This window comes from Streptomyces antarcticus, assembly GCF_026627255.1.
Taxonomy (GTDB): domain Bacteria; phylum Actinomycetota; class Actinomycetes; order Streptomycetales; family Streptomycetaceae; genus Streptomyces; species Streptomyces antarcticus.
The window spans coordinates 17,199-44,086 of record NZ_JAPNLM010000021.1; the positions used below are offsets into that span (position 1 = coordinate 17,199).

At 71.1% G+C, this 26,888-nt stretch carries 27 protein-coding genes; 13 read left to right on the forward strand and 14 right to left on the reverse strand.

Annotated features, from left to right (window positions below; translation table 11 throughout):
- Window positions 1-222: 222 nt before the first annotated feature.
- Window positions 223-978, reverse strand: a complete 756-nt coding sequence (locus OTB16_RS27280) for an 8-oxoguanine DNA glycosylase OGG fold protein (RefSeq protein ID WP_267723440.1) — start codon at window positions 976-978, stop codon at window positions 223-225.
- A gap of 568 nt (window positions 979-1,546) precedes the next feature.
- On the opposite strand from OTB16_RS27280, the gene OTB16_RS27285 reads away from it, so the two are divergent.
- Complete coding sequence (locus tag OTB16_RS27285; protein ID WP_267723443.1) at window positions 1,547-1,720, forward strand: hypothetical protein; 174 nt, start codon at window positions 1,547-1,549, stop codon at window positions 1,718-1,720.
- A gap of 112 nt (window positions 1,721-1,832) precedes the next feature.
- On the opposite strand, the gene OTB16_RS27290 is transcribed toward OTB16_RS27285, so the two are convergent.
- From OTB16_RS27290 to OTB16_RS27305, 4 genes are read right to left on the reverse strand one after another with little or no spacing between them, the layout of a single operon-like run.
- Complete coding sequence (locus tag OTB16_RS27290) at window positions 1,833-2,303, reverse strand: MarR family winged helix-turn-helix transcriptional regulator (protein ID WP_267723444.1); 471 nt, start codon at window positions 2,301-2,303, stop codon at window positions 1,833-1,835.
- 41 nt (window positions 2,304-2,344) lie between these two features.
- Entirely contained in the window at window positions 2,345-2,809 is a 465-nt protein-coding gene (locus OTB16_RS27295) for an STAS domain-containing protein (protein ID WP_267723446.1), read from the reverse strand.
- Window positions 2,810-2,841: 32 nt separating this feature from the next.
- Entirely contained in the window at window positions 2,842-3,945 is a 1,104-nt protein-coding gene (locus OTB16_RS27300; protein ID WP_267723447.1) for a cobalamin B12-binding domain-containing protein, read from the reverse strand.
- On the reverse strand, window positions 3,945-5,636 hold the full coding sequence (locus tag OTB16_RS27305; RefSeq protein WP_420717806.1) for a PP2C family protein-serine/threonine phosphatase: 1,692 nt from the start codon (window positions 5,634-5,636) through the stop codon (window positions 3,945-3,947). The genes OTB16_RS27300 and OTB16_RS27305 overlap by 1 nt, the downstream gene beginning before the upstream one ends.
- Window positions 5,637-6,202: 566 nt before the next feature.
- Here OTB16_RS27305 and OTB16_RS27310 point away from each other — a divergent pair.
- Complete coding sequence (locus OTB16_RS27310) at window positions 6,203-6,712, forward strand: STAS domain-containing protein (protein ID WP_267723448.1); 510 nt, start codon at window positions 6,203-6,205, stop codon at window positions 6,710-6,712.
- Window positions 6,713-7,000: 288 nt separating this feature from the next.
- On the opposite strand, the gene OTB16_RS27320 is transcribed toward OTB16_RS27310, so the two are convergent.
- From OTB16_RS27320 to OTB16_RS27330, 3 genes are read right to left on the reverse strand one after another with little or no spacing between them, the layout of a single operon-like run.
- Window positions 7,001-7,447 carry an STAS domain-containing protein gene (locus OTB16_RS27320; protein ID WP_324290885.1) on the reverse strand — a complete coding sequence of 149 codons (447 nt, stop codon included), beginning with the start codon at window positions 7,445-7,447 and terminating at the stop codon, window positions 7,001-7,003.
- A 1-nt stretch (window position 7,448) separates the two neighbouring features.
- A complete protein-coding gene (locus tag OTB16_RS27325) occupies window positions 7,449-8,807 on the reverse strand; it encodes a PP2C family protein-serine/threonine phosphatase (RefSeq protein ID WP_267723557.1) in 1,359 nt (452 codons plus the stop codon).
- Window positions 8,807-9,610 (reverse strand): alpha/beta fold hydrolase, encoded by an 804-nt coding sequence (locus tag OTB16_RS27330; protein ID WP_267723450.1) that lies wholly within the window; start codon window positions 9,608-9,610, stop codon window positions 8,807-8,809. The genes OTB16_RS27325 and OTB16_RS27330 overlap by 1 nt, the downstream gene beginning before the upstream one ends.
- A gap of 226 nt (window positions 9,611-9,836) precedes the next feature.
- Here OTB16_RS27330 and zwf point away from each other — a divergent pair, with 226 nt between their 5' ends.
- Both zwf and OTB16_RS27340 read left to right on the forward strand, forming a co-directional pair.
- Window positions 9,837-11,303 carry a glucose-6-phosphate dehydrogenase gene (zwf, locus tag OTB16_RS27335; RefSeq protein WP_267723451.1) on the forward strand — a complete coding sequence of 489 codons (1,467 nt, stop codon included), beginning with the start codon at window positions 9,837-9,839 and terminating at the stop codon, window positions 11,301-11,303.
- A gap of 111 nt (window positions 11,304-11,414) precedes the next feature.
- Entirely contained in the window at window positions 11,415-13,403 is a 1,989-nt protein-coding gene (locus OTB16_RS27340) for a CASTOR/POLLUX-related putative ion channel (RefSeq protein WP_267723452.1), read from the forward strand.
- A gap of 25 nt (window positions 13,404-13,428) precedes the next feature.
- Here OTB16_RS27340 and OTB16_RS27345 read toward each other — a convergent pair whose 3' ends face one another.
- Entirely contained in the window at window positions 13,429-15,396 is a 1,968-nt protein-coding gene (locus OTB16_RS27345; protein WP_267723453.1) for a flavin monoamine oxidase family protein, read from the reverse strand.
- A 619-nt stretch (window positions 15,397-16,015) separates the two neighbouring features.
- Here OTB16_RS27345 and OTB16_RS27350 point away from each other — a divergent pair.
- The gene (locus OTB16_RS27350) at window positions 16,016-16,153 is read left to right on the forward strand and encodes a hypothetical protein (protein WP_267723454.1); all 138 of its coding nucleotides are present in this window, start codon (window positions 16,016-16,018) and stop codon (window positions 16,151-16,153) included.
- Window positions 16,154-16,233: 80 nt separating this feature from the next.
- The gene (locus tag OTB16_RS27355; RefSeq protein WP_267723455.1) at window positions 16,234-16,743 is read left to right on the forward strand and encodes a hypothetical protein; all 510 of its coding nucleotides are present in this window, start codon (window positions 16,234-16,236) and stop codon (window positions 16,741-16,743) included.
- A gap of 151 nt (window positions 16,744-16,894) precedes the next feature.
- Here the strand turns inward: OTB16_RS27355 and OTB16_RS27360 are convergent, their stop codons facing one another.
- Together OTB16_RS27360 and OTB16_RS27365 are read right to left on the reverse strand one after the other, a co-directional pair.
- Window positions 16,895-17,248 carry an ATP-binding protein gene (locus tag OTB16_RS27360; protein ID WP_267723456.1) on the reverse strand — a complete coding sequence of 118 codons (354 nt, stop codon included), beginning with the start codon at window positions 17,246-17,248 and terminating at the stop codon, window positions 16,895-16,897.
- Window positions 17,249-17,888: 640 nt separating this feature from the next.
- Window positions 17,889-18,242, reverse strand: a complete 354-nt coding sequence (locus OTB16_RS27365) for a PRC-barrel domain-containing protein (protein ID WP_267723457.1) — start codon at window positions 18,240-18,242, stop codon at window positions 17,889-17,891.
- 449 nt (window positions 18,243-18,691) lie between these two features.
- Between OTB16_RS27365 and OTB16_RS27370 the strand changes: the two genes are divergently transcribed.
- From OTB16_RS27370 to OTB16_RS27385, 4 genes are all read left to right on the forward strand, one after another.
- On the forward strand, window positions 18,692-19,726 hold the full coding sequence (locus OTB16_RS27370) for a hypothetical protein (protein WP_267723459.1): 1,035 nt from the start codon (window positions 18,692-18,694) through the stop codon (window positions 19,724-19,726).
- 235 nt (window positions 19,727-19,961) lie between these two features.
- Complete coding sequence (locus OTB16_RS27375; protein ID WP_267723461.1) at window positions 19,962-20,489, forward strand: hypothetical protein; 528 nt, start codon at window positions 19,962-19,964, stop codon at window positions 20,487-20,489.
- 183 nt (window positions 20,490-20,672) lie between these two features.
- A complete protein-coding gene (locus OTB16_RS27380; RefSeq protein ID WP_267723462.1) occupies window positions 20,673-21,098 on the forward strand; it encodes a DUF3592 domain-containing protein in 426 nt (141 codons plus the stop codon).
- 295 nt (window positions 21,099-21,393) lie between these two features.
- Window positions 21,394-22,974, forward strand: coding sequence for a hypothetical protein (locus OTB16_RS27385; protein ID WP_267723463.1), 1,581 nt, complete (start codon window positions 21,394-21,396; stop codon window positions 22,972-22,974).
- Between the two features lie 206 nt (window positions 22,975-23,180).
- Here the strand turns inward: OTB16_RS27385 and cpt are convergent, their stop codons facing one another.
- Window positions 23,181-23,666: a chloramphenicol phosphotransferase CPT gene (gene cpt / locus OTB16_RS27390; RefSeq protein ID WP_267723558.1), complete on the reverse strand. Its 486-nt coding sequence runs from the start codon at window positions 23,664-23,666 to the stop codon at window positions 23,181-23,183.
- A gap of 251 nt (window positions 23,667-23,917) precedes the next feature.
- Between cpt and OTB16_RS27395 the strand changes: the two genes are divergently transcribed.
- The gene (locus tag OTB16_RS27395; RefSeq protein WP_267723464.1) at window positions 23,918-24,088 is read left to right on the forward strand and encodes a hypothetical protein; all 171 of its coding nucleotides are present in this window, start codon (window positions 23,918-23,920) and stop codon (window positions 24,086-24,088) included.
- Between the two features lie 92 nt (window positions 24,089-24,180).
- Window positions 24,181-24,381, forward strand: coding sequence for a hypothetical protein (locus OTB16_RS27400; protein ID WP_267723465.1), 201 nt, complete (start codon window positions 24,181-24,183; stop codon window positions 24,379-24,381).
- A gap of 170 nt (window positions 24,382-24,551) precedes the next feature.
- On the opposite strand, the gene OTB16_RS27405 is transcribed toward OTB16_RS27400, so the two are convergent.
- Together OTB16_RS27405 and OTB16_RS27410 are read right to left on the reverse strand one after the other, a co-directional pair.
- Window positions 24,552-25,019 carry a hypothetical protein gene (locus OTB16_RS27405; RefSeq protein WP_267723466.1) on the reverse strand — a complete coding sequence of 156 codons (468 nt, stop codon included), beginning with the start codon at window positions 25,017-25,019 and terminating at the stop codon, window positions 24,552-24,554.
- 254 nt (window positions 25,020-25,273) lie between these two features.
- Window positions 25,274-25,918: a dihydrofolate reductase family protein gene (locus tag OTB16_RS27410; protein ID WP_267723467.1), complete on the reverse strand. Its 645-nt coding sequence runs from the start codon at window positions 25,916-25,918 to the stop codon at window positions 25,274-25,276.
- Between the two features lie 484 nt (window positions 25,919-26,402).
- On the opposite strand from OTB16_RS27410, the gene OTB16_RS27415 reads away from it, so the two are divergent.
- Window positions 26,403-26,792, forward strand: a complete 390-nt coding sequence (locus tag OTB16_RS27415; protein WP_267723468.1) for a hypothetical protein — start codon at window positions 26,403-26,405, stop codon at window positions 26,790-26,792.
- Window positions 26,793-26,888: the final 96 nt, after the last annotated feature.

Consider the following 26,888-nt stretch of genomic DNA (forward strand, 5'->3'; position numbering starts at 1 on the left):
TGCGCGTATGGAGGACACGCCCAGGGTGCTGGTGGCACCACCGTGCGGCTTCGGCGCTGTTCTGGCTTCGCTCAGGGGGCGGGACCAGCGACATGGCCTGCGCAGGTCAGCGCGCTCACTACCACCCCGGACTCAGCCTGGCGTTCCGGCTGTTCGGCCACCTCATCGGGTGTGCCGTACGGGAGCGCGGACGGCCCAGGGCGAGCCGGTTTCATCCGGGAGTCAGGTTGTCGGATCCCAGACGCCGTCGAACAAGGCGAGTTCGAGCAGATCCGGGCTCGCCTCGGGCCACCCGATCCCGGAGGAGGCAAGCTGGCGGGCGGCGGCGTCGGTCCAGCGTAGGTACACCCCGTAGCGGTGCGGCGTCCAGCCGCCGTCGGACCAGGTCCAGGTGGCCACCTCTGACGCCGATGCCAGTCCGCTCTCACGCCCGACCCGCGTGGCGTGTGCGCGGACGACGCGCGCGACCCTTTGATCCAGAACGAGCGCACGAGGAGTGGCCGGAGCGTCCAGCGCCAGGTCGAGGAAGTAGAGGAGCTTGGTGAAGAACGCAGGCCCCAGCCCTCTCACCGATCCGTACAGCACGCGGTACGCGGCAACCGCGCCCTCCTCCCGGAGGGCCGAGCCGGCCTCGGCCAGCGCATCGGCGACATTCGGCTCGGCCAGGATTCCCTTGAGGCGGTGTGGGCCGTAACCGGTTCTGCCTTGCCCCCACACGGACGAGGCGACGAGCGCTTCGGTCCACCGCCCGCCCCGCACCGCCTCTCGCGTGATGGCCACCACCTGGGCGCGGGTGACCGTCGCGGTCTCCACCCGTGACCGCTCGAGGAACCGGTCGGGCCACGGCTCGATGCCCGACCAGTGCGCGGGTGCGTACTGCACGGCATGGGCGCCCGCACCGATTGCGTACCGGGCCCCCGATCCGGCCAGCCAACCGCCCACGGCGCGCAACGCGGTCGCCGGCAGCAGCCGCTTCATCAGCTCGGCGTCCAGCCGGTCCGCGAGTTCCTGTCGTCTCACCCTCGCCCCCCAAGAAAGTCACCTGCCATCATGCACGGCCCGGTAGCCCGGCGCGGGCCCTCTGCGGATTCCACGGAGCGACCACCCAGCCGCGCGAAGGCGGAGCCGTCCACGGCAGGGGTGGGATCGGGTCCAGTGCCCCATCGACCCTGCCGGCTTCAACGGGCACGACACCGCCCGCCGTCTCCTTGACCGGCTCGTCCACCCGCCGGCCCCTGTCACCCGGCCCCCGCGGAACTGGCTGTGGTTCAGGAGGTGGCGCCGGAAGGCCCGGGTACGGAGGCCGTTGAGCAGTTGTGAGGGGTCCGCCGGCTTTCACCGAGCGATCACCTCACAAATCGTCCCGGCCGTTGGTTCGTTTCGTCAGCCCGGCCGGTCCGAGTGCCTGATCATGGGGCAGTGCCACATTCCGTGGGGGAGTGGCTTGGTTCGGGGCCGGGTTGGGGTGGGGACGTTGCTGGACGGGGTCGAGTTGTGGCTGCGGAAGATCTTGGGGCCCTTGTTCATGGGCGTGTACCTGTGTGGGATGGGAGTGGCTCGGGAGCACTGGTGGCTCCCCTTCCGGCTGCTGGCCGCGTTGGCCGGCCTGGTGGCGCTCGGGGGGTGCGTGAAGGAGACATGGAAGCTGGTGCGCAGCAAGGAGTCGACCAAGGCACAGCTGGACCGGCTGGAAGCCGAAGCCTTGCGGGATCAGGCGTAGCCGCTCACCGTCCGCCGCGCGCTCCCCGTCCGCTGCCCGCGCGCCGTCCGCGCGCCTTCCCGCCGGCCCGTGCCCGCCCGCCCGCGGAGCGGGCCCAGGCGGCGGGGTCGTGCTACTTCGGGAAGCCGGAGGTCGCGGTGATGCCCCGCCGCAGGGCCGCGAGCCCCGAGGCGAGGGCTTGCCGGCTGTCGGGGGTCATCGTGTCCAACGCCTGGGCCAGCGTCCGCTCGCGCGTCTCCCGTATCCGTGCGAGGTGTCTCTCACCGGCCGGTGTCAGCCGCAGCGTGACCTCCCGGCCGTCATCGGCACAGCGGTGGCGCCGCAGGAAACCCGCGGCCTCCAGCCGGTCGCACAGGCGCGTCACGGACGGGCCGGCCGCGGCGAGGAGCTGGGCCAGGGCCCGCATGCGGATGCCTGGCTGGCGGTCGACGAGGAACATCAGGCGCAACTGCGTCGTCGAGACGGGTGACGCGGCGCTCTGGCGGGCGTTCTCGTAGACGACGTCGAGGAGTTCGGCGATGTCGCTGACCGAGCGTGCCGCGTCCGGGCCGCTGCTGTGTGGCCCGAAGGCCGGTACGGACATCTGTGTTCCTTCCGCGCGAGCGGGTCGCCCGCCTGTGCCGGTCAGGTGGTGGTGTCCGGTCCGCCCGAGCGGGCGGTGATCGCTTGCTCCGAGCCGGCGGACCGTCTCTCCACCGCGGAGGACGCCGGCCGGTCACTCGCGTGCCGGCCGGTGAGGTAGGCGAGGGTACCGGTGACCTTCAGCATCCGCTCCAGTTCGACAGGCCGTCCGTCGAGATGGAAGCGTACGCCTGCCGCGTCCGTCAGCCGGCGGGCCATCAGGAGGACCGACAGCCCGCTGGAGTCGATCGCGGCCACGTCCGTGCAGTCCAGGTGCAGGTCCGTGCAGTCCACCTGTAGGTCCCCGCGGTCCACCTGTAGGTCCCCGCGGTCCACGTGCGGATCGTGCGGATCATGTCGGCCGTCCGACCCCGCCAGCACGCTGGTGACGGCGTCCAGGAGGGCATCGGCGTCCGGGTAGCCGAAGTCGCCGTGCAGCTCGATGCGGACGGCGTCGTCCGTGCGCACGCGCGTGAGGCGAAGCGGTCCGGGTATGGGGATCATTCGGCGGCTCCGCCAACGGTGAGAGGGATACGGGTCAGGCGTGCGGTGGCGGACCGGAGGATGCCGGTGGCGCGGGGGAAGTCCTTCAGCTCGTTGCCGAGGAGGTCCAGCGCGGGCGGCAGGCTCTGCGCGGGGACACCGCGTGCTTCGAGGATGCCCGCCGTCCACAGCAGGAAGCGGGAGAACAGCTCGGCGTCGTCGGTGTAGAGGGCGGCGCCGAGGAACTCCACGATGTGGGCCAGGTCCCCGGCCGTGCGCTCCCGCTGGGCCTCGTCGTAGCCGCGCATCGCCGGGTACCGGTCCTCCAGCCCGGCGAAGACCGTCCGTACGAGCTGGGGGCGGGTGCGGGCGACGAGGGTGTACTCCTGGTCGGCCAGGTGCGGCAGGTCGTCGATCGCCTGGTGGTCCGGCTGCGGGCGCGGCAGCGGGCGATGCTCCAGCCGGTCGGCGGCCGCGCGGGCGTCGGGCGCCCACGCGTCGGCGCCCAGGAGACGCGCGTACGCGCCGTCGGGGCCGAAGGCGGCTCCACCGGCCAGGACCGGCGTGCCGGCGGCCTGGCACGCGGTGATCGTCGCGTGCGCGGTCGGCAGCAGGGTCGGGATCGAGCTGGACAGGGCGACGACGTCCGGACCGGTGCGGTGGATGTGCGCGACGAGGTGCGGTGTCGGTACGTGGGCGCCGAGGTAGTCCACCTGCCAGCCCCGCAGCCTCAGCACTTCGGCCACGAGCCGCGCCGGCAGCCCGTGCCACTCCCCGTCCACGCACGCCACGACGACCCGCCCGCGCGACGGCTGCCTGGCGGCCGCCGGATGCGCGGCGACGGTCGCCACGGCGCGCTCGTTGATCGCGGTGGCGATGTGCTCCTGCGTGACGGTGATGCGATTGGCGGCCCACTGCTCACCGACCCGGCTCTGGACCCGGGCGATCACGTCCAGGAGCACGCCCTCCGGGTCCCGGCCGTCGTCCAGAGCCCGGCGGACCACAGCGGTCGCCGCCCGCTCGTCGCCGGCCAGGACCGCGTCCCACAGCCGTTCCACCAGCCGTTCCACCAGCCGTTCCACGGGAGAATCGATCGCTTCGGAGTCGGTCGGATCTGCCATCACCCTGTGAACCTGCCCCGCGTGTGCCCGCCTACCGCACTCAAGTGATGGGTTCGGGGTGCAGAGATCACCACCAGGGCCATGTCGTCGTGACGGCCGGTGCCCACCCACTCGGAGGCAAGCATCTGCACCCGCTCCACCACCGCCTGCGCGGGCATGCCCGCGCACTCGACCAGCACCCGCCGCAGGCGCGCGTCACCGAACATGGCCCCGCCCATCGGCCCGCCCCGGGCTTCGGTGATCCCGTCCGTGAACAGGACGCACGTCTCGCCCGGCGCGAGCGTCACCTCCGCCGTCTCGGCGGTGACGGCGGGCAGCGCCCCGACCAGCGTGCCGTGGGTCGCGGCTTCCTCGACGCGGCCGTCGGCGCGCAGGATCAGCGGCGCGGGATGCCCGGCACTGGTCAGCCGCAGCTTCACGGTGCTGCCCTCGCGGATCGCCGAGGCCAGCACCAGCGTCGCGAAGCGTGCGTTGTGCGTGCTCAACAGCGCCGTGTTCAGCAGGTTCAGCATCCGCTGGTGGTCATCCGCCATCGGCAGCAGGGCGTGCAGGGTGTTGCGGATCTTGCCCGTCATCACGGCGGCTTCCAGGCCCTTGCCGCAGACGTCCCCGAGAACGACCAGCGAGGCTTCACCCTCCACCGCGGCCGGATGGACGTCGTAGAAGTCCCCGCCGATCCGCTCGTGATCCAGGGAGGGGCGGTAGCCGCCCGCGTACTCCACGCCCGACACCTGGTGCAGCGAGGGCGGCAGCAGGTCCCGCATCAGCGTCTCGCTCAGGGACGCCTGCTCCGCGTACAGCCGGGCAGCCGACATCGCGGCGCCCGCCCGCGCGGCGAAGAGGCGGGCGAACACCTCCTCGCCCTCGGTGAACCCGGCGCCGCCCGCACGGCGCAGCAGCACCAGGGCACCGGCCGGGACGCCGTGGCCGGGCAACGGGGTGATCACTATCGACCCCACCGTCCCGAACCCCTCGGGGACCAGCCACGCCGGAGCGGTGGCGGGATCGATCCACCGCGACGGCACCGGCGGGAAGCCCTGGAGTGCCTCCGCCAGCCCCGGCACCGCTTCAGGACGCGCGGCCACCCGCGACGACACCGGCACCCCGCCACGGACGCACGACACGATCGGCAGCTCACGACCGCGCGAGGGCGCGATCACCAGCGCCGCGTCGGCCAGGTGCTCGGCGGCCATCTGCGCCGTCACGTCCATGCACCGCCCCAGATTCAGCGAGGAGAGGAGCAGATTCGACGCCTGACCCAGAAAATCCGTACGCTCCCGCTCCATCCGCAGGGCCTCGCGGGCCAGCCGGTGGTCGGTGTCGTCGACCAGCCACCACACCACGGTCCCGTCACCGCGGACCGTGGGATGCGCCTCGTACGAGCGGTCGCTCACCGGGCCCTGGGCGACGACGTCCACGTCGATGTCCACGTCGACGTCCACGTCGATGTCCGCGTCCGCTCCCGCAGGCGTGGTGACCGCCGGAGCGAGGCGGCGGGCGTGGGCCGAGGACAGCCAGGCGGGCACCACGCCGGCCAGTGCGGACCCGGCACGGGCATCGGGGAACAGCAGACCGGCAACCTCGTTGACCGACACCAGGGTTCCCTGGTCGTCGGCCACAAGCACGGGGTAGGGGGCCTCGTTCCACGGTGCGCGCACCGAAGGGGCCGCTTCCTGGGTGGGATTCACCACACGTTGAGGGTCCGCTGGGCGAACCCCTCACCTCATAGTCTCGAAGAAAATTGATTGCCTTCCGGCAACCATCCTCCATCCGTCACTCTCCTGGCAACCGGGCCCCCCGCCCCACACCGTCCCACACCTCATGCACGCCAAAGAGACACACCGTCTCCACCCTCACGCGCAGTGAGAGGCGTCTCCCCTCCCACCGGTCCGCCGAGTCACTCCACCCCCGCACGGCCCCCTGTCAGCCGCGCCGGCGGCCGGCACCCGGCTCGTGCGTTCGTTCGCGCGGGCCGCTCGGGGCCGGGGCCCGCCACCGTGTTCGAGGTCACCTCCGCGGGTGCCGCATTCCGCCGGGCGGACAGCTTGGAGGATGGGATGACATGCTGACCACTGAAGATCGCACCCCCACCCTGTGCGGCGCGTGACCTCCACCACCGCCCTCCCCGACGGCAAGACCATCACCACCGTCCAGCGCCTGAAGTGCTCGGACGCGGAATGACGCCGGCTCCCCCTCCATCACCACCCCCAACTCCAGACGGCGTTCGGGACGAGCAGAAGACAGCAGACGGGCACGCATGAGCGATGCGGAAACAGCAAAAGTAGTCGCAACCAGGATTGCCGCGTACCTCGCCGCGGTTCGCCCGAACGAACCCAACCCCGACGATCTTGCCTGGGTCGTCATCGGAGCCCTGAACCAGGCGGGACTGCTCAACAGCCGCGGTCCCGACATCACGGCCGACGACAGGGCGCCGGGACATCAGCAGGTCCTCACCCTCCCGGACCGCGATGACGGAACGCGCGTCATCGTGTGCGTCGGCGAGTTCGACCAGCAGACGCTGGAATCCGTCAGACAGGCCGGCACCGCGGCCATCGCCGACCCGGCCATCCGGCACATCGTCATGGACGTCAGCCGCATCACCTTCGCCGACTCCTCCATGCTCAACGAAATGTTCCGCCTCCTGCGCAACAGCAGCCTGGCCCTCGTCGGCCCCCTGCCCACATCCCTGGAACGCGTCCTGGAGCTCACCCAGGCCCGCACCCTGTTCCGGATCGCCGACAGCATCGAGGCCGCCCGCACCCTGTAGCCCCTGCCCACAGGCATCCGCCCGCCGCGGGTGGGTGAGCGAGTTCACCCGCTTGTGGGGGCCAGTGAGGGGGCAGGCGGACGGGGTGAGCACGATGGATACGCGAGTGTATGGCGGCGACGACGGTCACTGGGCCGGTCCGTCGCCCGGACGCGTGTACGTGAGTCTGATGGGCGGCCCCCTCGACGGCCAGCTCTACGACGTCACCGGCTGGTCCGGGCAGGAGCGGGAAGTGGGCGCGCTTCTGATCACCGACCGAGGCCTGTTCGGGCCCGGCGGCCGGGCGTTCTACAGGCCCTCCGCGACCGACCCCGGGGGCCCGTTCCTCTGGGACAGCGACACGCCCTGACCTGCGGAGCCGGAGCCGGGGCCGGAGCCGGCGGGGTCGACGGGGCCGGTGGATCCCGTGGCCGCCGCTGCGTCCGGATAGACGGTGAAGACCCGGTCCAGGCCGACGATGCGCAGGATGCGGGCCGTATTGGCGGGGACCGCGGCCAGGGCGATGGCGGCACTGTGCCGGGTGGCCAGGTTGCGGGCCGCCAGCAGGGTGGTGATGCCGCTGGAGTCGCAGAACTCCAGACCGGCCAGGTCCAGGAGCAGAAGTTGCCCGGCGTCCAGGGTCAGGCCGTCGACCGCCCTGCGGAGATCGGGCGCCGTCGCGTAGTCGAGGTCACCGGTGATCTCCAGTACGGGACCGGTGGCGGCGTCTCGGGAGGTGATCGTCAGGGAGCTCATCTCAGGTCTCACTCGTGGGGGTGTCCAGCGGGGCGGGCACGCCGAGGGCGAGCAGGGCGGTGTCGTCGTCCAGGCCGTCGCCGAAGCCGGCGAGGAGGCCGCTCAGGGCGGAGACCAGGGCCTGCGGCCCCGCCGGCGGCTGGGCGCCGGTGAAGGCGAGCAGGGCCTCCTCGCCGTAGAGCTCCCGGGCGGGGCCGGTGCGGGCCTCGGTCAGGCCGTCGGTGTAGAGCAGCATGGTGTCGCCGGGGGACAGCCGGGTGCGGGCGGGCGTGAACTGCGCCCAGGAGAGGATGCCGATCAGCATCCCGCCCGGAGTGTGCAGGTACTCGGCTGCGCCGTCGGCGCGCTGGATCAGCGCGGCAGGATGGCCGCCGGAGGCCAGGTGCACGCTGACGTGGTCGCCTTCCGGCTCCAGGACACCGAAGACGGCGGTGCAGTAGCGGGGGTCGCCGCCGCCGCTGTACCGCTCGTGCAGCACGGTGTTCAGGGTGGTCAGCACCGTGACGGGGTCCGGGTCGTGCATCGCTGCGGCCCGCAGGGTGTAGCGGGTCAGCGAGGTGACCGCCGCGGCCTTCGGGCCCTTGCCGCACACGTCGCCGAGGAAGAACGCCCACCGGTCCGCACCCAGCGGGAACAGGTCGTAGAAGTCTCCGCCGAGCAGGTCCGGGGAGGCGGTGTGGTAGTACGAGCCGGCTTCCATCCCCGGGACCTCGGGCAGCGCGGCGGGCAGCAGGTTCTGCTGGAGGACGGCCAGGGCTTCCTGGAGCCGCTCGCGGTCGGCCTCCGCCTGACGGCGCGCCCCCTCCGCCTGGCGGTGGGCTTCCTCGGCGGCCTGGCGGGCTTCCTCGGCGGCCCGGTGGGCCTCCTCGGCCTCGCGGCGGGCTTCCTCGGCGGCCTGGCGGCCGCGCAGCAGCTCGGTCTCGTAGGCACGGCGGTCACGGGCGTCGAAGACCGTGGTGCGGATCAGCAGCGGCTCGCCGTCGCCGCTTGCCTTCACCCTCGAGGTGACCAGGACCGGCATCCGCTGTCCGCCCGCGGCCTTGATGTCCAGGGCGATACCGCTGATCTCGCCCTTCATCCGCACCAGCGGCGCGAAGTGCGTCTCGTGGTAGAGCTTGCCGCCCACGGTGAGGAGGTCGGTGAACCGCATCCGGCCCACCACCTCGGAGCGGTCCCGGCCCAGCCACTCGAGCAGAGTGGTGTTGATCTTCGCGATGGTGCCGTCCATCAGCGTCGAGAGGTAGCCGCACGGGGCCTGTTCGTACAGCTCCTCCGCGCTGTCTTCCAGCAGCGAGGTGAACACCGCGTCCGTGGCATCCACGTCACGCTCCCCGTCCGGGTCCTGGCCGGTGCGGCACATCACCGGGCCGCTCCGACGAATTCGATGACCGCCTCGGCGGTGGCCTGCGGCGCGCTCAACTGCGGGCAGTGCCCCGTCGCCTTCAGCGTGACCAGCCGGCTGCCGGGAATCGCGTCGCGGACATAGGCGCCGACCTCGCGGGGGGCGATCACATCCTGCTCGCACTCCACCACGAGCGTCGGCACCGTGACCGACTTGAGGTCCTCGCGGCTGTCCGACAGGAACGTCGTACGGGCGAAGACCCGCGCCATGCCCGGATCGGTCGCGCAGAACGACGTCGTCAGCTCCTCGCCGAGCTCCGGCCGGTCGGCGTTGCCCATGATCACCGGAGCCATGGCCGCCGACCAGCCCAGGTAGTTCGACTCGAGCGACTCCAGCAGCTCGTCGATGTCGTCCTCGCTGAACCCGCCCCGGTACCCGTCCTCGTCGATGTAGCGGGGTGACGGAGCGACCATCACCAGCCGGGCGAACCGCTGCGGCGCCCTCGCGGCCGCGAGCACCCCGACCATGGCACTGACCGAATGCCCCACGAAGGTCACATCCCGCAGGTCCAGCTCCGCACACACCTCCAGCACGTCCCGGGCGTAACCCTCCAGCGAGCTGTAGCGCCGCTCGTCCCAGGCCGCGGGGTCCGAGCGCCCGGAACCCACGTAGTCGAAGAGCACCACCCGGTGGTCCTCGGCCAGCGCGGGGACGACCAGGCGCCACATGTTCTGGTCACAGCCGAACCCGTGCGCGAGCAGGAGCACCGGTCCGTCCGTACGGCCGACGACGGTGACGTTGTTCCTGCGACGGGTATCCATGTCCGCCAGTCTCCCATCACCTCTTTCACCCCGGGCGGGGGCCGCGGACCTGTGGGGCCCCGGACCGGCCCGGGCGCCCGGGCCGGTCCGGGCGCCCGGGTGCCGGATCGGCCGGGGGCGCGCAGAGTGGGCTTGAGGACGCACGGCCACCGCCGCGACGGCGGACCCGGCACGGGGCCGGGCCGTGCCGGTGCAGCGCTCAGGCGCGGACGAGTGAGGATGCCCGATGGCGCAGCCGGCCCAGTCTCCCGAACCCCCCGCGGACCACATCATCGTCCTGTTCGGGGCTACGGGTGACCTCGCCCGGCGCAAGCTGCTGCCCGGGCTGTTCCACCTGGCCCGAGCCGGGCTGATGCCGCGGCGCTACCGCATCGTCGGAACCGCGCCGGCGGCGGAGGCCCTCACCGATCAGGAGTTCCGGGCCCACGCGCAGCAGGCCGTGGCGCGCTTCGGCCGCTCGCGGCCCGAGGGGCCGGACTGGGAGGCGTTCGCGGACGCCCTGTCCTTCGGCGCGGCCGACACGGGAGCGGCGGACCCGCTGATGACGGCGGTGCGCGAGGCCGAGGCGACCCTCGGGGGCAAGCCGCGCCGGCTCTTCCACCTCGCCGTGCCCCCCGTCGCGTTCACCTCGATGATCGACCTGCTCGGCGCGACGGGGCTCGCCGAGGACGGCAAGGTCATCGTGGAGAAGCCGTTCGGCACCGACCTCGCGTCCGCCCGCGCGCTCAACGCCGCCATCCACGCCGTCTTCGACGAGTCCCGGGTGTTCCGGATCGACCACTTCCTCGGAAAGGAGGCCGTCGACAACGTCCTGGCGCTCCGTTTCGCCAACGGTCTCCTCGAGCCGCTGTGGAACCGCGAGCACATCAGCCACGTACAGATCGACGTGCCCGAGCAGATCGACATCCAGGGCCGTGCCGGCTTCTTCGAGGGCACCGGAACGTTCCGCGACATGGTCGTCACCCACCTGTTCCAGCTGCTCGGGTTCGTCGCCATGGAACCACCGGTCGCCCTGGAGGCGGACGCGCTGCGCGACGAGCAGGTGAAGGTCTTCCACAGCATGCGCGCCCTGGACCCCGCGCACGTCGTCCGCGGCCAGTACACCGGCTACCGTGCCGAGCCGGGCGTGGATCCCGAGTCGGACACGGAGACGTTCGTGGCGCTACGGGTCGAGATCGACAACTGGCGCTGGGCCGGGGTGCCCTTCCACCTGCGTACGGGCAAGGCCCTGGCCGAGGGCCGCCACCTGGTCACGCTCGGCCTGCGCGAGCCGGTCCTGCGGATGTTCCCGCTGGACGCGCGGGCCGCCGCGGACGGCCGGAGCAACGAACTCGTCATCGACTTCGACGACCCCGGCTCCATCACCGCTCACTTCCTGGTCAAGGAGCCGGGCCCGTCGATGCGGCTGGCCGACGCCGCCATGGTCTTCAACTACGGCACCTCGTTCGCCGCACAGAACTTCCTGGAGGGGTACGAGCACCTCCTGCTGGAAGCCATGCGCGGCAACCAGTCCCTGTTCACGCGGTCCGACGGCGTCGAACGGCTCTGGGAGGTGGCCGCCCCGCTGCTCGACGCGCCACCGGCGGTGGAACCGTACGCACGCGGGAGCTGGGGGCCCGACAGCATCGACGCCCTGGTCGCGCCCTATCGATGGCACTTGCCCGTCCGGCGCCGCGTTCATACCTCTGAGTGAGGCTTGCGGGCTTCGAGGGTAGCGGCGGCAGCGATCTGCCTAGGGTGGGCTCCGGGGGCGGCGGGCAGCCGCCCCGATCGGCGCGTCGACTCATCATGTACGGGAGCTTGCGTGGCGCAGCACCACACGACGTCACTCCGGCTCCGTCTCCGGTACCGGTTCGACCACCTGGTCTCCGGGGGAACGACCGCGCTCATCGGCTGGCTCGCCCTGGTCTGCCTCGCGGTCGTCGTTCCGGCCAGTGTGGTCCTCGTCTGGTCCGACCGGGCCGCTCCCGCCACGCTCTCCGGCCGGATCACCGCGGTCTGGGTCAGCGTCGGGCAGACGCTGAAGATCGGGGGTGCGGTCGGCTCCCCGCTCCACGTACTGGCCTCGGTATCGCTCGCGCTCGTGGCGCTGCTCTTCGTGTCGACCCTGGTCAGCCTGATCACCACGGGCATCAACCGGCGCATCATGTCGCTGCGCCTCGGCCACTCCACCGTGCTGGAGACGCGGCACACCGTCGTACTGGGCTGGTCGGACCAGATCTTTCCCGTGATCGGCGAGCTGGTGGCCGCCAACGCGAACCAGCGCCGCTCCGCCGTCGCCGTACTCGCCCCGCGGGACAAGGTGTGGATGGAGGACGAGATCTCCACGCGCGTCGGCGACAGCGGCAGGACGCGGATCATCTGCCGCAACGGGAGCACCACCGACCCCACCGGGCTGTGCCGGGTGAGTCCGCGCACCGCGAAGTCGGTGCTGGTGCTGCCTCCCACCGGTGACGGCGCCGACGCCCACGTGGTGAAGACGCTCCTCGCCCTCGACGCGGCCGTCCCCGGGCCGGGACAGGGGGAAGCGGTGGTGGTCGCCGCCGTCCGTGACTCCCGCAACCACGTGACCGCACGGCTGGCCGCCGGGCCCGCGGGGCACGTCCTGTGCGTCGACGACATCGTCGCCCGGCTCCTCGTCCAGACGGCCCGGCAGCCCGGCCTCTCGCTCGTCTACTCGGAGTTGCTGGACTTCGAGGGCGACGAGTTCTACCCGGTCGCCGCCGCGGGCCTCGTGGGCCGTACGTTCGGCGAGGCGCTGCTGTCGTTCGCCACGTCCTCGGCCGTCGGCCTGCTGCACGACGACGGGAGCGTCACCCTCAATCCGGATCCGTGGGCGGTGCTCGGCCCGGCCGACCGGATCATCGTCATCTCCCGGGACGACGACACGGCCGTACGGTCGGACGTGGCCCCCCACGTCGACGAGGAGGCGATCGTGACGGCCGGGCCCAGGACCGCCCGGGTCGAACGTCTCCTCCTGCTCGGCTGGAACCGCCGCGCCCCGCTCGTCATCGAGCAGCTCGACCAGTACGTGAGCCCGGGGACCACCCTGGACGTCGTGGCGCTCGGCGCGTACGCGGCCACGCGCGGCTCCCGAGCCGCCACAGCGGCACGGTCCCGCCTCGAAGTCTCCTTTCACGAGGGTGACACCACCGACCCGCTCACCCTGGCCAAGCTGGACGTGCCCTCGTACGACAGCGTGATCGTGCTCGGTGAGACCGGGACCGGGACCGGGGCCGGGGCCGAGACCGAGACCGGGGCCGAAACCGGGGCCGGGGCCTCGGACGCGCGCGTTGCCGACCTCGCTCCGGCGCCGGATCCGGAGGCCCGTGCGGACGACAGGACGCTGGTCACCCTGCTGCACCTTCGGGCCATCGGGGACGCCGCGCAGCGGGAACTCGCGCTCACCACCGAGATGTCCGCCGACGGCAACCGGCTCCTCGCGCCCGCCCGGGACGGCGCCGACTTCATCGTGAGCGGCAGGCTGATCAGCCTCCTGATGACGCAGATCTCCGAGAGCCCCTATCTCGCCGCGGTCTTCGAGGAGCTGTTCCGGGCGGAGGGCCACGAGTTCCACCTCAAGCCGGCCGCGGACTACGTCCGGGCCGGCTCTGAGGTTTCGTTCGCCACCGCCGTCGAGTCGGCGCGGCGGCGCGGGGAATGCGCGGTCGGCTACCGGCTGCGGGCGCGCAGCACCACGGGTCCCGACTACGGAGTAGTGGTCAACCCCGACAAGCGGCGCCGGGTCCGGTTCTCCGAGGAGGACTGGCTGATCGTGCTCGCCGAGAGCTGACGGCGCCCCCGGGGCGCGCCGTCCGCTACGCCGTGTGCACTTCCAGGGCGGTCCGCACCGCGGATTCCAGGGCTCCCTCGATCCACGCGGGCTTGATGGAGGTGTGGCATCCGGCGAAGTGCAGGCTGCCCTCGGCCCTTCCGACGTGCGGGAAGAGCTCCGTGTGCTGGCCGGGCAGCAGGACGGACGCCTCACCGTAGGCGTACGGGTCGCGCATCCAGGACTGGGTGCGGCCGACGCCGGTGTAGAACACCTCGATGCGCTGCCCGAACACCTCCTGGACCCCGGCGAGGGCGCGCGGGTAGCGCTCCTCGTCGTCCAGGGAGTCCCACTTCAGGGCGTCGTCCGACCAGCTGTAGGCGGCGAGGATGACGCCTCCGGCGCTGCCTTCGACGGGGTAGGAGGGCTGGAACATGAAGCGGTTGGGGTTGTCGGTGGCCGAGCCGCCGCCGATGACGCCGGCCGCCTCGGGCTGGTCGCGGGTGACGACGCGGCAGGCGGCGTAGTGGGAGCGCTGGCCGGCGGAGACGTGGCCCTCGGGCACGGAGGAGTGGGCACCCAGCAGGGTTCCGTCCGCCGGGGTCTGCCCGGTCTGGTACTTCCCGTACAGGCCGGGCCGTACGGCTTCCAGCTCGCGCTTCCAGTCGGCCTCGTCGAACTCCCACCAGCGGCGGCTGAACTCGAGGAGCACCTTGGTGGCGGCGTCGTAGTGCAGTTCGGTGACCGCACGCCGCTTGCCGTAGGAGAGCGCGGGGCTGATGGGGATGTGGCGCAGGCCCGAGAAGGGGACGGTGACGATGGCGGTGTCGGCGGTGAAGGCCTCCCGCCGTACGGGGCTGCCGCCGCGGCCCTCGGACACGGTCTCGACGGTGACCCTGCCGCCGCCGTGGGTGATGCGGGTGGCGCGGCGGTCGAGCCGTACGAGGTCCTTCACGCGGGCGTACAGCGCGTCGGCCAGGGTGGCCGTGCCGTCGGGCAGCTCGTAGAAGGCGGTGTCGGGGCTGATCAGGGAAGCGCCGATGAAGCTGTGCACGAAGGCGAGGTGCAGGCGGGAGGTGAGGTTCTCGACGGTTCCGATCAGGTCGATGGTCCGCTCGTCGAGCTTGGCCTCCTCGGTCAGGAAGCGGTACATCGACATGTGGCCGTAGCGCTGGATGATGCGTGCCCAGCCCTCGACGAGCGCCCGGTCCTTCTTGCCCTCGATCTCCTCGCGCACGGGGGCGAAGGCGGCGCGGACGATCTGCGCGGCGGGGACGGACTCGTACGACCGCGGTACCCCGAAGGAACGGTTGAGCGCCTGCGGGGCGCGGGCGTAGTCGGCGCGGCGGACGCGGATGCCGTTGACGTAGATCCACGTCCGGTGGGCGGGGCGGCCGGCCCCGTCCACGTCGACCAGGTGGAAGCGGCGGCGCTTGAGGCCGAGGCCGTCCATCAGCCCGGTGACCAGGGGGTGGCTGTCGGGGATGCGCATCGCGCCGGCCTCGGCGTACTGCTTGGGGTCGGCGAACGGCTGGGCGGCGTTCTCGTGGCCGCCGGTGCGGAAGGTCTTGATCCGGCCGCCCACGCGGTTGGCGTTGGCCTCGATGACGGTGACCTGGTGGCCGGCCTCGCGCAGGAGGTGCGCGGCGGTGAGGCCGGCCGGCCCGGCGCCCACGATCAGCACCTTCTTACCGGGGCGGCGCGAGCGGGGCAGGCCGTTCTTCAGGAGGATGTCGGCGTAGCGCGGCACCAGCGGCCGGTCCTGGTCGTCCCGTACGAGGATGGCCCGGGCGATCGTCAGGCACGCGTCCCAGTCGGTGACCGCGGCGGCCGGGACGGCCTGCGAGGTCCCGGCGGAGGTGGCGGCGACCGTCAGCCCGCCGGCGCCGGCGATGGCGGCCGCGCCGGCGATGACGGTACGGCGGGAAGGCCGGCGGGAGGTCACCGGCGCGGGATCGCCGGGGGATCGGGGAGCTTCGGTGTTGTCCGAGCCGGCATCAGAGTTCATGATCATGAACCAACTCTGGCCGCCCGCCCGGACCCGAACGGCCAGAACGCACCCGCGCGGCGAAGTATCACCCGGACGTGCGGTGCGGGGCGTCTCGTGTTGACGAACGGGGATGCGTACGGGCCGTCTTCGCCCCGAGCCGGGCGGCCTCGGCGCGAACGGGAACCCGAGGCCGCCCGGTCGGCACTTCGAGACCGGCGGCTGCCGCGCCAGGGAACCCCCCGGAACCTGCTCGACGGCTCGGGCCGACGACCGGAGCGAGCCGCGGTGGAGTAAAAGCAACCGGACGGGCAAGACGACCGGCTACAGCTACAGCTACAGCTACAGCTACAGCTACGACAGCGGCAACCGGTGGACGCCGGTGGCGACTTCAGGGAGTGCCAGGACGTCGCGAACCGGCGTCGTACATGAGAGGGATTCCATGGGGGCTGTACTCGCCGAGAGCGGACGGTACGACTAGCTCCCCAGCGCGGGGTGGGTGCTCGGATTCATAGCCCTGTGCTTCATCGGCGCATTGGTCATCAAGAGAACAAAGAAAGAGAACTCATCTCGACCGCGGTCCGGACATCGATGAGCTGGGCGTCGCACTTCCGTAGTGCCCGTAGTTCCTTCTTGAGGAGCTGACATGTCGATCGAGTTCGCGCTCTCGCCCCAAGCCAGGGGTGAATGGATACCGGAGGGCTGGCACCTTCCCGTCCTCCTGGTGTGCTTGGCCATGCTGGTGTCCACCGTATTGGTGGCTCGCCATCGCCGAAAGAAGTGAACAGCCGGCCAGGACGCGGACTGCGCACGATGCTGAGGAACGGGCGGCATGACGGGTCGTGCGCCGGGCACACGTAGCCCATGCCCGGACAACACGCGCGTCCCGCGAGCACCATGACTCCTGCCGCCCCCGCAGCAGCCGAGCGGCCTCCGCGGCCCGACGGGAGCAGACACGCGCGCCGGGGACGACGTCTCGCCGAACGGCTACGCCGAAAGATCTTCGCCTACCGCGACATCGACTTCCTGACCTCCCACCACCCGCGCGAAACCGGGAACGCCGAGTCGTGCCTGCTCCTCGTGCACATCCGCAAGGTCGTGGGCCAGGTCCGCTACCGGATCTGTCCCAGTTGCGCCGAAGCAGTGATCACCGGCATCGAGATTGAGGACCGCTTCCGCTCCGCAGGTCTGGGCAACAGGGCGCTGGCGCACCTTCGCTCCCGCCATCCGGGACTGAACTGGCGCAGCACGTCGGCCGCCCGCCCCACGCGCGACTTCCTGCGCCGGATGGGCATCCCGGTGACCGGCGGCCGCCTCACGTGCAGCCACGTGAGCGAGCAGCAGCCGGGTACGCCCCGCCGAAACGCCGGCTGACGGAACCCGGCGGCTCCGCCCGAGCGGGGGAGCGGGCCGGCGTCCCGCCGAGGCACCCCGTACCCCGCACCCCGCACCCCGCACCCTGTGCCTTCGTGCCCGGCGGAGCCGGCGCCCCGGCGCCCGCCGCCCGGTTCCGGGCGCATCGATGTCAGTGGTGCTGGTCGTCGGCCTGCGAGACGCGGGGGTCGGCCAAGCCGATGGTGGCTGTGATCCGTTTCCCGGCGGGTTCGCGGTGGACCTGAAGGGTTCTGGAGACGGCCGCGACGATCTCCAGGCCGTGCTGGCCCACCCGGCGGGGGTCGGGCGGAAGGATCACGGGGATGTCCGGGTTGCCGTCCCAGACGGTCACCTCCACACAGCCGTCCCGGACGTGGAGAGCCAGTCGACTGGGGCCGGGCGCGTATTTGCGGGTGTTGGTGATCAGCTCGCTGACCACCAGCTCGACCACGCTCGTCGCGCGTTCGGAAACCCGGATCAGGTGCACGCCCTGTACGTCCTTCAAGAACGAGCACGCGAAATCCCGGGCCGCGGCGATGGGTTCGGTGCCTTCGAATGCGGCTGCCGTCGATATGGATGGGGGCGACGAGGCTTGCGGTTCGGCTCCCTCTGCCAACTTGTCCATGCGGGCCTACTCCAGCTTCCGGGAGCGCGTCTCCAGCGGACGGGCCCGTCCCCGGACTTTACGGGGCCCGCACGACGTGTGCAGCGCCTACCCCATGAGAGGAGGCGACGAGAAGCCTTCTTCCCTGGGGCACCCCGTCTTGAGGCGCCCACCGCTGCAAGGGGAGAACAGGTCGTGACGTAGCTGTCAGGTCAGGTCGGGTCAGGCTGGGACGGCCAGGCCGGGGCCGGGGCCGGATCGGGCACGGGCCGCAGGCGGGCGACGAGTACGACGATGTCGTCCTGGGGGTCGGCCGGCCGCGAACCGTTCGGCGAACATCCGGTCCGTCGGACTGGGTGATCACGGTGTGGAGGACGGGCCGCGAACGACGTGGTGACGGACTCGCCGCCGGGGCCGGACCGGACTTCCATGCGGTCGGCGAGGCCGCCGCGGATCCCGCGCGGGGCGGGATCCGGCAAAGGGCGGGGGCGACAGCCGAGTGGCCGTCGCCCCCGCCCGGGGCCCTACGGGTGCGTGCCGGTCAGACGCGGTGCGGACCGTCGTAGTAGCCACCGACCTCGCGGTGGTAGTCCTCGTTGCCGAGGTGCTTGTCCTTGTCGAACTCCGGAGCGTTCTTGATCTGCTCCTTGGTCCGGTCCACGTACACCTTCTGATCGTCCGCGTCGACCCGGCTGATCGTGCCGGCGGGCAGCAGGACCTCCTTGCCGAAGATCCACGGACCGGTGTCGACCACGATGTACGAGGATCCGACCTCGTCGGAGTGCTTGTCGACCTTCCCGATGGAGCCGTCCGTCGCCTCGACCTTGTAGCCCGTCAGATCGGCACCGGCCAGACGACCGGACGTCTCGCGGTAACCCCACACGTTCTCAGTCATACGAAGTCCCCTCCGAAATCAGTGAATTGGATGGCCGCTCACTCCCCGAAATGCGGGAGGTACGGCCGCCTCGCTGAAGAGCGCCTGCCCGCCCAAACCGACCTCACACCCGGGGATCCACATCTTCTCCGGATGGCCGCAACCATCTTCCCGCCCGGTGCCCGATCGGCCTCGAGCCCGTCCGGCTCATCCGGCGCGGCGGCAGGCGGCGGATCGCCCTGCTGGAGCAGTACGCCTCGTCGGACCTGGACGTCCTTCAGCGACTCTGACCGGAGCCCCGCCCGCGACTACAGGCGACTGGTTCAGCCCAGTGCAGCCCTGATCGCGAGAGTGTTGCGCGGCCTGCCGACACCGTCCGCCCCCGCCCTGCTGGACGCAGTCACCACGGGCAGGATCGTGAACGCCAGCCCCATCCGTCGGGCGCTCGGGCCGGGCGTTAGCCTCGGCCAATGATTCCTGCCCGGGTTCCGAAGGTCATCACCCGACACCGAGACGGGCGGATCCACGCCTACGTGATCGACTCCGGCACCTTCGGCCTGCTGGAGCCCGCCGCGACGTTCCGGCCGCGGGCCGGTGACGAGGTGGTGAGTTCGGTGGTCCGGCCCGATCTGGAGCGAGCCGTGTACACGACTCTGAACAGAGCCGTCTGCCTCACGCGCGCCGGTGAGCCGGTGTGGACGTCGACCTTCGAGCCCCACTCCGACGTGCGCCACGGCCACCGGCCTGGCTGTGCGATGTCCTTGGACGGCCGGACTGTGTGGATCTACCGGCCGGACGCGATGGCGGGACGCGGGGGCGGCGACCAGTGGGTCGTGTACGACGCCGACACCGGGGCGGTCCTCGCCCGTCAGGAGCTGGAGACGGTCGGGCACGGCGCCGGTCACCACGTGCACCCCGTGGACGGCAGCATCTACCTCGACATCGGTGAGGGCCAGGACGGCTCCGTCATTCTCCGGGGTACGGCGGCCGGAACCGACGGCGAGGTGGAGTTCGTGACGTACCCGTGGTCGGACCGCTGCCTGATCGACCTGGCGCCAGGCGGGGAGCAGTTCATGACCGTCGACCACGGGCAGGCGGACATCGCCTTCCACCACCACCCCAGCGGCGCCGTGCTCTTCACTCTCCCCGTCGAAGCCTTCGGCTACGACCCGGAGGAGACGTTCGTGGAATGGAGCGGCGGCTATCTGACCCCGGACACGGCTGTGGTCGTCCTCGGCAGTGAGACCGAGGACGGGGAGGAGTGGTTCCGCCACCATCTGATCGACGTGCGCACGGGCACGATCAGCGGCGAGATGACCGTCGAGTCGGCCCACCCCTACGACGTGGAGCCGCTGGGCGACGGTTCCTGGCTCACCGAAGGCCCCGTCCGCTGGTCCCGTGATTCCTTGCCGCCCTCACCGCCCCACCCGGCGGCCGCGAACGGGGCACCCGGAGCGAGCGGTGGGAGCAGTTGCCGGCGGGGAGCCGGAACGACCGGGCGGTAGCCCCGGCGCATCCCCGGGCCGGCAAGCTCAGTCCCATGGGAGGAATCCACCGATCTGGTAGTCCAGGCCTTCATGGAACTCCAGCTGCGGGATGGCACTTTGCCTCGCCGTACAGCGCGGGCGGCACCTCGTAGACCGCGGTCGCAAAGAAGTCGTCGTCCCGGCAGGGACATGTGCGGCTTCCATGTGGTGACGGCCTGGTCGACGGGCCGGTGGTGGTGCACACTTCTCCGTCATGGAGAGCGTGAAGGGCGAGCTACGGCGCCTTCGATCCGGACCTGGAGCCGAGGACGACCAGCGGCTGACGTTTCTCGTTCGCGCCCGTTTCGCCGCCGAGGATCCGGCCCAGGTCATCGCGAATGCGCGTGAGGTATTGACGTGTGTGGTCGAGGAGATGCGCGACTGGCCCGCAGATGAGCGGTGGCCGCAGCTGCTGCCGGCGTGGTTCGTCGAGCGATGTGCGCCCGAGTACGACGAGTCCTTCGACGCCGACGTATGGCTGCGGCAGTGGCGTGCGATGACGCCGGAGCAGAAGGAGGCCATCAGCGAGGAACCGTGGACACTCTCGAGCTGGCTGGACCACTTCGACCCGACCGAGGAAGGGGCCGGCAAGGATCGCAGCTGGTGGTGGTGGCACGTGGGTACCCATGAATCGGGCGGCGGCTGGGTGCAGGTGGCCACCACCGGATGGCCATTCGGTAGTGACTCGCTGACCTGGCTGATCGAGGCCAGCGGCGGTGCGGATATCAAGTACGGGCCCTGAATGTCACGCCCCGCGTGCGGAACGACTGCCCTGTCGGCGGGCGCGGCAAGATCACATTCTGCGGCCGTAGTGCGATCGGCCCGACGTATCGGACCGCCTGATCAGTGACGACGGGGAGTCAGGGATGCGGCTGTCGCACGCACCACGCGCAACCGAGGCCCCCGCTCATGCGTCGCACAACACATGCAACGCGAATGGCTCTTCTCGCTCATCCCGCTGACGATCGGCGTGCTCTTCCTCGCCTTCGGTGTGTACGGACTCCGCCGTGCCGCCGCGCTCCGCCGCACAGGTGTGACCGCCGAGGGGCGGATCGTCCGCCACGTCGTGACGCGTCGCGACGAAGGCGCCACGTACTACCACCCGGTCGCAGTCTGGACGACGCGCGACGGCCGCGAGTGCGAGCACACGTCCAGGTTCGGCCGGGGTTCCATCGCAAGCAGCTTCGGCGTGGGCACTTCCGTCGTGATCCGATACGACCCGGAAGACCCGCGCCGGTTCGCGATCCAGGGGTGGGACGTCACGACGGTCGACATGCTGTTCACCCTCCTGGGAGCGCTGTTCGCAGTGGGCACGCTGCTGGCCTTGCTCATTCGGCTGCTGACTCTCTGACCGGGGCGGGTTACCCATGCGCGGTACGCGATCCGCGACGCATCCCAGCCGTGTCACCTCCCGCAGCCGTTGACCACGCGGGCTGCGGGCTGCGTCGTGGGCCGCCGCCACCTCCACCTCCACCGTTACCCCCTCCCTCAGCCCGGTCCGCTGATGTGTGTGTCCGTGGCGCGGTGTATGCCCGGAAGTGGGCAAGAGGTCCGGCGGAATAGACGCCAAGCTGTGATCTCCCCCGAGGGTTGAAGGAGCATTCACCTCATAATCTGAGCGGGTTCAAATAGAGGGGGAACCAGCAGTGAAGCTCAACAAGCGTCTCGCCGCAGTGGCCGCGGCCGCGGTGGTCGGCCCGACGATGCTCATGACCACGCCCGCCATGGCCGACGAGGCCGTCCAGCCCGCAGTGACCGTCCCGGACACCGAACCCCAGGGCGACGCCGCGCCCGCGGCTGCGGCCAAGCCCGCGGACCAGCCCGCGCAGGCGCCCGCCGCGCAGGCGAAGCAGTCCGAGGTACAGAAGCCGGAGACCCAGAAGCCCGCGGGCCAGACGGCGTCGAAGGCGGCCGAGAAGGCCTCCGACGACGCGTACGAGCAGCCCACCAGCACCCTGATGGGCCCGGAAGTCACCGTCCAGGGCATACCCAAGGACGGATTCAAGAAGGACGGCAGCTGGACGAAGCTGACCGTGGAGGTCGACAACGCCGGTCACCGCGCCGTCCCGAACTACACCCCGAGCCTCAACATCATGCAGTGGGACGGCGACTTCACGACCTCGCAGGTCGAGGTCGAGCGGCTGGTCGGCGGCACCTGGCAGCCCGTCAAGGCCGTCACCGCCGAGAGCATGGGCCCCGGGTTCAAGTACTACCTCGGCAAGACCGCCTCCGTGGCCGCCGAGGCGAACTACACGGTGGAGGTGCGGATCAGCTTCGCCGCCGACACCCCGGTCGTGCCCTTCGAGCTGTACTCCGACGGCACCAGCCGTGACGGTTCGGTCGTCAGCGCGTCTCCCGGATCCTGGTACCAGTCGAAGATCGAGGGCGCCGAGGACGGGGGCGAGTCGGGGCCGACGATCACCGAGGGGCCCGCCCTGACGGTGAGTGAGGTGCCCGGCTCCATCACGGCCGGTGGCGGCTGGTCGCAGGTGAGCGTCCACGTCGACAACACCGGTAAGGACGCCCAGAAGGCCTTCGACCTGGGGTTGAGCCTCATTCATCTGGAGCGGGCCGGGATGAACCGCGACCAGGTCCAGGTCGAGGTCTACAGCAAGGACGAGAACGGGGTCCTCGGCTGGCACCCGACGTACGACAGGATCGGCGACGTCGACAGCTTCGGCTACGACCTCGCCTCCGGGCCGATTGGCGGCGGCAAGGCGTTCGACGTCCAGGTCCGGATCCGGGTGTCCGCCGACGCGCCCAAGGGCGACCTCAGTATCCGTGTCTGGGGGAGCGGGCCGTTCGACGAGGAGAACAACTCGATGGTCCAGTCGCGCTCCAAGGCCCGACTGACGAAGATCGTTGCCGCCGATACCAACAACGGCGGCAGCACCGGCAATGGCGGCAATGGCGGCAACACCGGCAACACCGGCAACACCGGCAACACCGGTAACACCGGTAACACGGGTAGTGGCGGTAACACCGGCAACGGCGGCAGCACTGGCAACCAGCCGAAGCCCGACGGCGGCGTGACCCCGATCAACACCGGTACCGGAAGCGGCACCGGCACCGGTACCGGCACGTCCACCGCCCCCACCGGTGGTGAACTCGCCGCCACCGGCACCGACCCGGCCGCCTCCTGGGCCCTCGGCGGTGCGGGCATTGCCGTGGCGATGGGCGCGGCCCTGGTCGCCGGCACCGGCCGCCGGCGCCGCACCACGGCCTGAGCCACTGGCCTGCGCCACTGGCCTGAGCGACGGCGTTGCCCCGCCTCCCCCGGGAGGCGGGGCAACGCCGTACCCCTGGCACACTCACCCGCTGGCCCGCCCCGCCGCCAAGGGCGTGGCCGCAACCCAGCGCGCTGACCGGCAACGTTTGCCGGGTCGCCGGTTGTTCGAGCGGCCTCACGAGCAGCCGGGGGCCGACCCGGCGATCAGCTGACGTGGGCGGCGATGGTTCGCGCACACGCCAGGGATTCGGTACGCGCCGTGTCCACCTCCAGGTCATAGAGCACACCCTCGTGAACCACATCCGCCTGCGACGCGGCCATCCCCTGGACGCGATCTCCTCGTGCGACCTCACGGCCTGCGGCGACCGCACTCTCGCACCTGACGCCGACCCACAGCGCGTCCAGCCCGCCCAGCGCTTTCTGCCACCGCCGCTGGGACGCCACGCCGCCGAGGAATACGTCATCGATGATGACCCTGGCGCGGGCGCCGGCGCGGGCCATCGCCACGACCCCGTCCATCCAGGCCGCCTCCAGCACCCGGAAGTCCGCCCCGACGCTCACCCCGCCGTCCGCCGCGAACACGATTCCCTCGTCCGACGCCTGCATCTTCGCGGGCATGGCGTCGATGAACGAATCGCATCCGAACGCCAGCCACGGATCCGGCAGCACGGCCTGCAGACACCGTACGATCCCGGACTTCCCCTAGCTGGAGCCACCGTTGAGAATGATCATCTGAGTCGTCACCGCGCCACGGTAAGGCGCCTCCCGGACGGCACGAAACGAATATCGGCACGCGTTGCTCCGCTGACACGACCCGGTGAACGATCCTGGTCACGGCACGGGCGCCCGACCGACGGGCCGGCCTCCCGCGCACGACGGGCCGTGCCGATTCCGCAACGGCTTCGTCAGGGTGCGGGCGTGGACGATGAGGCTGACTGCCGTTGGGTCGGCGTTCGTCGCGTGGGGGAACGGTCACCGCCGGGCGCCACGCGGCTAAAGTTCGCCGCCGTGACAACGTCGGCGTCCAGGTCGACGCAGGCACCGGCAACCTGCTCGTCACCACCGGCGACCTCACCCTGCCCTGCGCCGACGCCGACACCGCTCTGGGGTAGCCGGCAACAGCGCCGCCATCGGTACCGACGCCACCGGCGCGAAGGCCGCCGCGGGCTTCGGGTGGAAGCTGACGCCGTACGACGTGGCGCCGGTGGTGCACGAGGAAGGCTCCGTCACCTACTACGGACGTGCCGGGACGACCTGGCTGTTCACCAACTCCTCCTCCGGGCTCACCGCCTCCGGCGGGGTGAAGGCGAAGCTGGTCCAGAACGGGAACGGCACCTACACGCTCAGCGCGAACGACGGCTCCGGCAAACAGGACTTCGACGCGGCAGGCAGCTCACCGAGGTGACCACCAACGCCCCCTCCACGTCGACGAAGATCGGCTTCGTCCCGTGTCCCGGCGCACCCCGGGCATCCGGCGGCCTGCCCGCGTACGGCAGCACGATGAACAAAAGCGGCTGCCCGAGCTGGGGCGAGGCGCACCGTCACGGACACTGACTTCCTGCGCCCGCACCGGCGTCAGGTGCCCAGCGGTGTGGGGGCGGGGATTCCGGTGGTGCCTACACGGTGTCCGTCGGCGTCGAATACCCCGATCCGGAGGGCTGTGGCCGGGCGGTTGGGCCACGCTTCGTAGACGGCCAGCAGCTCGGCGGTCTGCTCCGGCGGCTTGCCGTCGCGGGTGTGCGGCAAGTCGGTGTGGAGGTAGACCAGTTGCGTCTCGCCGGACTGCCCGACCTGTACGGCCTTGATGTGGATGGCCGCCGCCTTGGGGCCCGCCTCGGCGTTGATGGACGCCCACTGCTGGAGCTGCGCGGCGCGAACCGCGTCCTCGGCGGCGTAGGCGCCGTGGGGATCGGGGGCCGGCAGCGCGGAGGGAATCCCCGCCGTGTCGCCGGGTTCGCTGGCGACTGAACACCCGGCGAGGAACAGGGCCCCCAGCGCTGCGAGGACAGTGACGGTGACGTGGTGCTGGCGCCGGACTGTCAAGGGGGCGTCCTTTCCGGTGGTACTGGAGGAAACTGATCTGCGCTCCCTGCACGATAGACGCAGGGCCGCAGATCAGTTCCAGGGGCCGAGGGTCACCTGACGAGTCCGTCTGCTCTGTCGCCCTGTACGGCGGACTCGCTCTCGCAGGAGTGGCACAGGCGCGGCGAGTTCGACTTCTACTCCGGCGCGAGCGGAGGCGAGAGGCGAGCCGCTGACTTCTCCCGGCACCGCCCGGAGTCAGCCCTGACGACCGGTCACTTCCGCCAGAACAGGTGGTGCGTCACCCCGCTCGAGCTGGGAACGACCTCGAGATGGAACCGGTCGAGAAGCTCATCGGGGGACTCCCACAGCCGTACTCCGGACCCGAACCTCACCGGCGAGACCGCCACGTGCATGGTGTCGACGAGGTCTGCGTCGAGGAACTGCCGGATGGTGGTGGCCCCGCCGCCGAGTCGGACGTCCTTGCCCTGTGCCGCCTCCCGGGCCTGCTCGAGGACCGTGGCCGGGTCGCCGTCGACGAAGTGGAACGTGGTGTCGGACAGCGTGAACGAGGGGCGCTTGTGGTGGGTCATGACGAACACCGGGGTGCGGAACGGGGGCTCGTCACCCCACCAGCCCTGCCACTCATGGTCCTGCCAGGGCCCGCGCTGGGGCCCGAACTTGTTGCGGCCCATGATCTCGGCGCCGATGTTGCGCGCGTAGTCCCGCGTGAGGTAGTCGTCCAGGCCCCGGCTCCCGCCGGGGTCGGTGCGCATGGGCCAGCTCGCCGTGGCGCCGGCCCAGGCGAACAGCCTCGCGGGCTCGACGTGACCGAACGGCCTCTCGAGGGTCTGGTTCTCACCGGCACCGATGCCGTCACTCGAGACGTTGAAGTTCTGGACTCTCACTAGCTGAGCCACGCGTTCCTCCTGTGATGGGGCGATAGCGGTGGTGAGACTCTCCGGGCGGGGCAGACTCATCGCGATCTCCGGGACCGGTCAGGAAATCGGCTGCCAAGCGTACTGACCTCTGAGGAGGTTTGCGTGGTTTGCGCAGGCTCTTGTGGTGAGGGGTATCCGGGTCAGCGAGGAGGGGGGAGGAGCCGCTATCCACGGCGGGCGGCCCCATGCGGTACGGGTGTCTGCCCGCAGCCGGGACCCGCGGCGGCGGTCGCCCGATGCGAACAGAGGTACGACCGTGCCGTCAGGCCTCCTCGCGGGCCGCGAGGGCGGCGGCCGCGGGCTGCGGCCCGACTGAGGAACGTGTTCCGTTCGTCGGTGCGGCGAGCATCGGGGCCTCAGGCGGACGACGCGACCGCTCGTACAAACGGTGGGAGCATTGACTTACCAGCGGTAGTGGCGAGAACACCGTGCGCCCGCCCCGATTCAGACAGCAGGCCAGGCCATGAGCAAGCAGCCGAAGCCGTCCCAGCCCACCCACGGTGAGGGCCCGAGCCCTCACAAAGGCACGAACCAGCACGGCTGGTCGCCGGACGTGGACGAGACCACCCAGCAGGACAACCCGAGTGCCCACCGGTCCTTCCACCCGGACGAGTACGCGCCGGCCAAGGGCCCCGGCCGGAAGGTTTCCAAGGAAGAAGCCGGCAATCCCCACGGCAAGCCCGTCAAGAGCCACGGCACCCGTGGTGAGGACCAGAGCAAGGGCTCCGAGGAGACGGGGATGCACGACACCGGCCCACGAGGCCGATCCCAGCGGCCCAGCGGAACGAAGGATGCTTCAGCCGCGACGGGTGTGGACCCCCAGGACCCGCCCGGCAAGCGCAGCGGCGGTTGAGGCGGCGCCCGGGGCGGCTTGTCCGTAGGGGGGACCGGGGTTCCGCCCGGATCCTCCGTACCGTGCCACCGGCACCGGCACCGGCACCGGCACCGG

Excerpts from the sequence above, each read along its gene's own strand:
- OTB16_RS27345 (WP_267723453.1), bottom strand. The coding sequence starts at position 15,396 with ATGATCATGAACTCTGATGCCGGCTCGGACAACACCGAAGCTCCCCGA.
- OTB16_RS27290 (WP_267723444.1), bottom strand. The coding sequence starts at position 2,303 with ATGTCCGTACCGGCCTTCGGGCCACACAGCAGCGGCCCGGACGCGGCA.
- OTB16_RS27325 (WP_267723557.1), bottom strand. The coding sequence starts at position 8,807 with ATGTGCCGCACCGGCCAGGACCCGGACGGGGAGCGTGACGTGGATGCC.
- OTB16_RS27380 (WP_267723462.1), top strand. The coding sequence starts at position 20,673 with ATGCAACGCGAATGGCTCTTCTCGCTCATCCCGCTGACGATCGGCGTG.
- OTB16_RS27375 (WP_267723461.1), top strand. The coding sequence starts at position 19,962 with ATGGAGAGCGTGAAGGGCGAGCTACGGCGCCTTCGATCCGGACCTGGA.
- OTB16_RS27370 (WP_267723459.1), top strand. The coding sequence starts at position 18,692 with ATGATTCCTGCCCGGGTTCCGAAGGTCATCACCCGACACCGAGACGGG.
- OTB16_RS27350 (WP_267723454.1), top strand. The coding sequence starts at position 16,016 with ATGTCGATCGAGTTCGCGCTCTCGCCCCAAGCCAGGGGTGAATGGATA.
- OTB16_RS27415 (WP_267723468.1), top strand. The coding sequence starts at position 26,403 with ATGAGCAAGCAGCCGAAGCCGTCCCAGCCCACCCACGGTGAGGGCCCG.
- OTB16_RS27280 (WP_267723440.1), bottom strand. The coding sequence starts at position 978 with ATGAAGCGGCTGCTGCCGGCGACCGCGTTGCGCGCCGTGGGCGGTTGG.
- OTB16_RS27330 (WP_267723450.1), bottom strand. The coding sequence starts at position 9,610 with ATGGATACCCGTCGCAGGAACAACGTCACCGTCGTCGGCCGTACGGAC.
- OTB16_RS27300 (WP_267723447.1), bottom strand. The coding sequence starts at position 3,945 with ATGGCAGATCCGACCGACTCCGAAGCGATCGATTCTCCCGTGGAACGG.
- OTB16_RS27285 (WP_267723443.1), top strand. The coding sequence starts at position 1,547 with ATGGGAGTGGCTCGGGAGCACTGGTGGCTCCCCTTCCGGCTGCTGGCC.
- OTB16_RS27365 (WP_267723457.1), bottom strand. The coding sequence starts at position 18,242 with ATGACTGAGAACGTGTGGGGTTACCGCGAGACGTCCGGTCGTCTGGCC.
- OTB16_RS27320 (WP_324290885.1), bottom strand. The coding sequence starts at position 7,447 with ATGAGCTCCCTGACGATCACCTCCCGAGACGCCGCCACCGGTCCCGTA.
- OTB16_RS27310 (WP_267723448.1), top strand. The coding sequence starts at position 6,203 with ATGAGCGATGCGGAAACAGCAAAAGTAGTCGCAACCAGGATTGCCGCG.
- zwf (WP_267723451.1), top strand. The coding sequence starts at position 9,837 with ATGGCGCAGCCGGCCCAGTCTCCCGAACCCCCCGCGGACCACATCATC.
- OTB16_RS27355 (WP_267723455.1), top strand. The coding sequence starts at position 16,234 with ATGCCCGGACAACACGCGCGTCCCGCGAGCACCATGACTCCTGCCGCC.